This is a genomic window from Xanthomonas sp. SHU 308 (assembly GCF_000364645.1).
Taxonomy (GTDB): Bacteria; Pseudomonadota; Gammaproteobacteria; order Xanthomonadales; family Xanthomonadaceae; genus Xanthomonas_A; species Xanthomonas_A sontii.
The window spans coordinates 1-6,839 of record NZ_AQOK01000212.1; the positions used below are offsets into that span (position 1 = coordinate 1).

Genomic DNA, 6,839 nt, shown 5'->3' on the forward strand with positions numbered 1-6,839 from the left:
CGCTGGCGTTGTCGCCGATCTGCAGGGCCTGCGCCTGGGCGCTGGTGGGCAGGACGCCGGCACCCAGCGCCAGCGCGATCGCGCCGGCCAGGGCCAGGCCGTGTGCGCGTGCGGCGCGGCGGTCGCGGACGACGGCCCCGCGCGCATCGCCGCTGGCCAGTTCCGATGCCACGACCCACATCCCCAGTGCGTTGTTCCAGACCTTGCGATAAATCCGATTCATCGACGACTGCTCCTCAATTCGGCTGGTTTTTGGTCAAAAAGCCACCCTCGCCCGGCGTTCCGGCCGGCCGACCCCCTGTCGGTTTTTGGGTGCCGCACGTCCCTTAGCGGGACGCGAGAGGCTCACGCCTGTCGCTGCTCGGAGCTGTAGATGAACCGAGGTGGAATGCGGAACTGACCCGAGTGTTAACTCGGCCTCTCGAGTACGTCAAGTTTTTGACTTAATACGACACGCGCCGTGACACAGACCGCGAATTCAGCCAGATTTCGTTAAATTTTCGATAAATATCAATGAAAACAACCAACTCGCGCCAATTTTTCGGCACATACCTTGCCAGCCTTGACACACCGCGCTTCGGGCGATTTCGTTTCCTGTCAAGGACTTGACGCAACCGGGTGGTAGAGGCGCAAAAGCGCGCCCAGGCATGCCGGGTGACGGCTCCAGACGGCTGCGCATGGCGCCGACTGCGCGAAATGGGGCGAGCGGTCGCGCGGCGGAGCGACCTTGTGCCGGACGACGGGCGGGTGCTGCCGGGCTGTCGCTACACGGCGAAGAGCACCACGCGCGGGAGGACGCACCATTCGCTTGCACGCCGCGGCGGATGGCGCAGGCACACGCACGCTGCAGCGATGACGGCACCGCGCAAGGCGCACCGCACCGCGATGTCTCGTAGAAGCGGCTTCAGCCGCGACCGCGCACGGTCAGCTCATGCGCAGGCGGGATGCGCCGAGGAAACCCACTCGACACACGGGAAATCGACGGCATCGGCCGTCAAACCGCCAGTTCGGCCGGCCTGGATGCGGTCCTGCGTCGGGACTGCAGTCCCTCCCACATGGGACACTGCGACCCGCGATTCGGCGCATGCGCCACGCCACCAATCACGGCAGTGCATTGTGCATCCCACAGCGATGGCAGCGCGGCACAGACCCGAGCAACGTAGCCGGCAGCGCCGGCCCGCACATCGCGGCAGCAGGCGCTGCCGACGGCGCCCTGGCAAGAGCCAGCGCCAGCACGCGATCAGGTCGCAGAACACGTCGCCGTCGGCAGCCCACCAGACAGGCGCGCCGCCATCGCGGCGAGCGCGCCGGGGGCGGGCTTCAGCCCACCCACACCCGCGCATTGCGGAACATGCGCAGCCATGGCGCCTCGTCCGGCCACTCGGCCGGATGCCAGCTGAGGTTGAGCGAGCGCAGGGTGCGTTCCGGATGCGGCATCAGGATGGTCACCCGGCCGTCGTCGCTGGTCAGGCCGGTGATGCCGTCGGGCGAGCCGTTCGGGTTCAGCGGGTACTGCGTGGCGACGGCGCCATGGCCATCGACGAAGCGCAGCGCCACGCGCGCGGCGGCCTGGTCCACGGCAGTGTCGAACTCGGCGCGGCCTTCACCATGTGCCACCGCCACCGGGATCCGCGAGCCGGCCATGCCGCGCAGGAAGATCGACGGCGATTCCACCACTTCCAGCAGGCTGGTGCGCGCCTCGAACTGCTCGCTGCGGTTGCGCAGGAAGCGCGGCCAGTGCTCGGCACCGGGGATGATGTCCTTGAGCTGGCTGAGCATCTGGCAGCCGTTGCACACGCCGAGGGCGAAGGTATCCGGACGCGCGAAGAACGCGGCGAAGGCATCGCGCAGCGCCGGCCGCTCGAGGATCGAGGTGGCCCAGCCGCGGCCGGCACCGAGCACGTCGCCGTAGCTGAAGCCGCCGCAGGCGGCCAGGCCCACGAAGTCGGCCAGGTCGACGCGGCCGGCGATGAGGTCGCTCATGTGCACGTCGAAGGCGCGGAAGCCGGCGCGCTCGAACGCATTGGCCATCTCGATCTGGCCGTTGACGCCCTGCTCGCGCAGGATCGCCACCTTCGGCCGCTGGCCGCTGGCAACGAACGGCGCGGCGACGTCCTCGGCCGGGTCGAAGGCCAGTTTCGGCTTCAGCCCGGGCGCGGCGAAATCGCGCGCCAGCGCGCGCTCCTCGGCGGCGCTGTCGGGGTTGTCGCGCAGCGTCTGCATGGCGTGGGTCACCGACCACCAGGCATCGAACAACTCGTCCCAACGCCATTCGGCCAGGGTCTTGCCGCCCAGGCCCACGCGCACCGCCGCAGCGGTGCTGGGGCGGGCGATACGCTGCGCACACTCGGTCAGCGCATGGCGCTCGACCAGGTCGGCGAACGCCGCGCGGTCTTCGCGCGCGACCTGCACCACCGCGCCCAGTTCCTCGTTGAACAGGCTGCGGAACGGATCGTCGCCCCAGGCATCGAGGGTGATGTCCAGGCCCTGCCGCGAGGCGAACGCCATTTCGCACAGCGCGGCGAACGCGCCGCCGTCGCTGCGGTCGTGATACGCCAACAGCAGGCCGGCCTCGCGCGCATCGCGGATCAGCTCGAAGAACGCACGCAGCCGCTGCGGATCGTCCAGGTCCGGCACCGCGCCGCCGAACGCCGGCAGCGCACCGTCGCCATGCACCTGCGCCAGCACCGAACCGCCCAGGCGCTGCTTGCCGCCGCCCAGCCCGATCAACCACAACTCGCTCTCGGCCTCGCGCGCCAGCAACGGCGTCAACTGCGCCCGCGCATCGGCGACCGGCGCGAACGCGGAGACGATGAGGGAGACGGGCGAGACGCTTTTGTGCGTCTCGCCGGGACTGGAGAATGGGGAATCGGGAATCGGAGAAGCGGCGGCATCCGTGACGGACGCATCGCGCTGTTCCCCATTCCCGATTCCCGATTCCCGATTCACGGCGGTCACCGCCCACTGCGCCTGCATCGACAGCGAGTCCTTGCCCACCGGGATGCTCAGGTCCAGCTGCGGGCACAGTTCCATGCCCACCGCCTTGACCGCGGCGTACAGGCGCGCGTCCTCACCGTCATGGTTGGCCGCGGCCATCCAGTTCGCCGACAGCTTGACCTGGTCCAGCGCCTGCACCGGCGCCGCGCACAGGTTGGTGATCGCCTCGCCCACCGCCATCCGCGCCGCCGCGGCGGCGTCGAGCAGGGCCAGCGGGGTGCGCTCGCCGATCGCCATCGCTTCGCCGGCGTGGGTGTCGAAGCCGGCCAGGGTGATCGCGCAATCGGCCAGCGGCAGCTGCCAGGGGCCGATCATCTGCTCGCGCGCGGTCAGGCCGCCGACGCTGCGATCGCCGATGGTGACCAGGAAGCTCTTCGCCGCCACGGTCGGATGGGCCAGCACGCGCAGCCCGGCCTCGCGCAGGTCCAGCGCCTCGGTGTCCAGCTCCGGCCAGCGCGGCGCCGGCGGCTGCCGGGTGTCGCGATGCATCTTCGGCGGCTTGCCGAAGAGCACGTCCATGGGCAGATCAATTGGATGCTGGGAATGGGGAGTGGGGAATGGGGAATGGGCAACAGCGGAGCCTGCCTGTTTTTCACCATTCCCGATTCCCGATTCTCCATTCCCACCGCCGAGCACCCCGTACCCCACGACGAGCCGTTCCTCGGCGGTCGCCACGCCCACGGCGGCAAACGGGCAGCGCTCGCGTTCGCAGATCGCGGCGAATTCGGCCAGGCGCGCCTGCGGCACGCCGAGCACGTAGCGCTCCTGCGATTCGTTGCACCACAGCTGCATCGGCGACAGCGACGGGTCGTCGCTGGGCACGCGGTCCAGGTCGATGAGGCCGCCTACGTTGGAATCGTGCAGCAGTTCGGGAATGGCGTTGGACAGGCCGCCGGCGCCGACGTCGTGGAACCAGCGGATCGGGTTGTCCGCGCCCAGCGCCACGCAGCGGTCGATGACCTCCTGCACGCGCCGCTCCATCTCCGGGTTGTCGCGCTGCACGCTGGCGAAATCCAGGTCCTCGGCGCTGTCGCCGGAGGCCACCGAACTGGCCGCGCCGCCGCCCAGGCCGATCAGCATCGCCGGGCCGCCGAGCACGATCACCGCATCGCCGGGCTGCAGCGGGATCTTCTCCACCTGCACGCGATCGATCGCGCCCAGGCCGCCGGCCAGCATGATCGGCTTGTCGTACGCGCGGGTCAGGTCCTGTGTCTCCGGCAGCTCGAAGCTGCGGAAATAGCCGAGCAGGTTGGGCCGGCCGAATTCGTTGTTGAACGCGGCGCCGCCGAGCGGGCCGTCCAGCATGATCTCCAGCGCCGGGGCCATGCGCGGGTTGAGCGGACGCGCGCCCTCCCACGGCTGCGGCAGGCTGGGAATGCGCAGGTGCGAGACGCTGAAGCCGGTCAGGCCGGCCTTGGGCTTGCCGCCACGGCCGGTGGCGCCCTCGTCGCGGATCTCGCCGCCGGCACCGGTGGAGGCGCCCGGGAACGGCGCGATCGCGGTCGGGTGGTTGTGGGTCTCGACCTTGATGCAGAACGCCGACGGCGTCACTGCCTCGCTGCGGTACTCGCCGCTGGCCGGATCCGGGCGATAGCGCGCAGCCGGATGGCCTTCCACCACCGCCGCGTTGTCGCTGTACGCGCTGAGCGTGTGCTGCGGGGTCTGCTGGTGGGTGTGCTTGATCATCCGGAACAGCGAGCGGTCCTGCTCCTTGCCGTCGATGGTCCAGCTGGCGTTGAAGATCTTGTGCCGGCAGTGCTCGGAATTGGCCTGCGCGAACATCATCAGTTCCACGTCGGCCGGATCGCGGCCGAGTTCGCCGAAGCGCTGCCGCAGGTAATCGATCTCGTCCTGGGCCAGGGCCAGGCCCAGGCGCGCGTTGGCCGCTTCCAGCTGGTCCAGCGGGATGCGCTCGACCTCGCCGCGCGCCGGCGCCTGGAACAGCGCCTGCGCCTGCGCGGCATCGTCCAGCAGCGACTGCGTCATCGGATCGTGCAGCAGCTTGGCCAGCGCGGCCTGGTCGGCCGGCGCCTGCGGCCAGCCGGTCAGGTCCAGGCGGGTACCGCGCTCGACCCGGCGGATCGCCAGCCCGGCACCGCGGACCAGTTCGGTGGCCTTGCTCGACCACGGCGAGCGCGTGCCCAGCCGCGGCACCACGTAGCGCGAGCAGGTACCCGCCTCCGCCGGCACCGGTGCGTCCTGCGCCTGCAGGATGCGGCGGGCCGCGACCAGGTCCAGTTGCCCGGCGTCGTCGCCGTCGAGGAAGTACACGTGCCACGCGCCGACGATGCGCACGCCGGGAACGAGGGACTGCAGGCGGGTTTCGAGCCGAGCGCGACGGAACGGCGAAAGGGCGGAAGCGCCCTCGAGGACGATCATGTCCGGGGAACCGTGTGAGGAAACGGGCTGGCTATTGTAGCGGAGAGCTGGGAATGGGGATTCGGGAATGGGGAATCGGCACAGCCGGCCGCCGAGCGGGGTCGGCGCCAGCGGACGTGCTAGAGGTGGTTGGGCGACAGCGGACGCGGCGCTCCAGCAGCAAAACGCAGGACGGCAACAGCGGTGGCGCAAAGGCCGCACCGCCGACCAAGGGGGAGAGACGGGCGTTCAGCGGCCGTGGCCGCGGGAACGAGCGCAGTCGCGCCCACTCCCGATTCCCGTTTCCCCATTCCCGGCCGCTCAGCGGCTTCCGCCCGCCTTGGTCGCTTCCGCCGCGCGCTTGTCCAGCGCTTCGCGCATCTTGGCCGGGGGCAGGTAGCCGCCGATCTGGGTGCCGTCCGGGGCGAAGATCGCCGGGGTGCCGTTGACGCCCAGGCGCTGGCCCAGGTTGTACTGCATGGTCACCGGGTTCTTGCAGTTGGTCGCGCTCGGCACCTTGCCGTTGGCCTTGGCATCGGTCAGCGCCTGTTTCTTGTCCGCCGCGCACCACACCGCGACCATGTCCTTGTAGTCCTGGCTGCCCAGGCCCATGCGCGGATATGCCAGGTACTCCACGGCGATGCCCTGCTTGTTGAGCTCGCCGATCTCGCTGTGCAGCTTGCGGCAGTAGCCGCATTCGATATCGGTGAACACGCTGATGGTGTACTTGGGATTGGCCGGGGCGAACACGATGCGGTCGGCACGCGGCGCCGACTCCAGCAGCTTGCGGCGGTAGCTCAGCAGGCCTTCGCTGGAGGCGAACTGCTTTTCCTGGATGTCGAACGGCTGCGCCTGGAACAGGTAGCGGCCGTCGTCGGAGACGTACAGCACCTGCCCGCCGACCACCACTTCGCGAAAGCCGGGGAACGGCGCGGCGCCGATGTAGTCGGGCTTGAAGTTGGGATCGAGCTGCAGCAGCGCCGAGCGTACGCGCTGCTCGCCCGGTGCGCCGGCAGGAGCGGCGGCGGCCGGCTTGGCAGCGGCAGCGCCGCCGGTGGGCGAAGCCGGCTGTGCGCAGGCGGAAAGAGAAGTGGCGCACAGCAGCGCAAAAAGAGCAAAACGGAGCATTGGCTATCCATGAGGGCTGCGAACCGGCTGGATTGTCGCATACCCCCTTGTCCGCTCGATGTAGACAGGCTGAGCGGGGGGCACGCCGTCGCAGCAAGGGCGCGGATCAGTATTTCGCGTGCTCCGGATAGCCGCCCGCACCCGCCGGATCGCGCAGCGCCAGTGGCAGCGACCAGCGCAGCAGACCGCCATCGGTCAAGGCCCAGAGCGTGGCGCCGTCCCACGAAAACGCCAGTGTGTTCAGCGAACCGCGCGCCGGCGAGGCCAAGCGCAGCGGTGTCTGCGCGGCGGCGATCTGCCACAGCGCCAGCTGCGGCCCGGCCGCGGCGGGGGCGTCGCTGCCCAGCGCCAGCAGC

At 69.9% G+C, this 6,839-nt stretch carries 4 protein-coding genes; all 4 read right to left on the reverse strand.

The features are described from left to right. Positions 1-223, reverse strand: a 223-nt coding sequence (locus D588_RS24310) for an ESPR domain-containing protein (RefSeq protein WP_043083968.1), incomplete at its 3' end; no start/stop codon positions are given. A 1,097-nt stretch (positions 224-1,320) separates the two neighbouring features. Further along, the gene (gene purL / locus D588_RS0108060) at positions 1,321-5,376 is read right to left on the reverse strand and encodes a phosphoribosylformylglycinamidine synthase (protein ID WP_017915604.1); all 4,056 of its coding nucleotides are present in this window, start codon (positions 5,374-5,376) and stop codon (positions 1,321-1,323) included. Between the two features lie 300 nt (positions 5,377-5,676). Beyond that, a complete protein-coding gene (locus D588_RS0108065; RefSeq protein WP_017915605.1) occupies positions 5,677-6,483 on the reverse strand; it encodes a DsbC family protein in 807 nt (268 codons plus the stop codon). 106 nt (positions 6,484-6,589) lie between these two features. Continuing rightward, a partial coding sequence (locus D588_RS24315; protein WP_043083971.1) for a hypothetical protein occupies positions 6,590-6,839 on the reverse strand: 250 nt, incomplete at its 5' end.